The organism is Winogradskyella poriferorum (assembly GCF_050618035.1).
In the GTDB taxonomy this organism is placed as follows: Bacteria; Bacteroidota; Bacteroidia; order Flavobacteriales; family Flavobacteriaceae; genus Winogradskyella; species Winogradskyella poriferorum_A.
Window position 1 is genome coordinate 1 of record NZ_JBODPY010000163.1, and the last position, 229, is coordinate 229.

Genomic DNA, 229 nt, shown 5'->3' on the forward strand with positions numbered 1-229 from the left:
AGCAGGACTATGTATTTAGAAGCACAACATATTGACCGTATTATAGAAATGGCATGGGAAGTCCGAACACCATTTGGAGCCATAACTTTCCAGTTTGGACTCAAAGAGCAAGAGGTGGTCGGACTCATGCGAAAAGAAATGAAACCTAGTAGTTTCAGAATCTGGAGAGCTCGTGTTCAAGGGCGCTCAAGGAAACACAGTAAAAAAAGAACGTTTGACAAAGGCAGAT

Annotated in this window: 1 protein-coding gene; it reads left to right on the forward strand. The window is 42.4% G+C overall.

Annotation, left to right across the window (positions count from 1 at the left end):
* Window positions 1-9 precede the first annotated feature (9 nt).
* A partial coding sequence (locus ACRHOC_RS15325) for a TIGR03643 family protein (RefSeq protein ID WP_431159459.1) occupies window positions 10-229 on the forward strand: 220 nt, incomplete at its 3' end.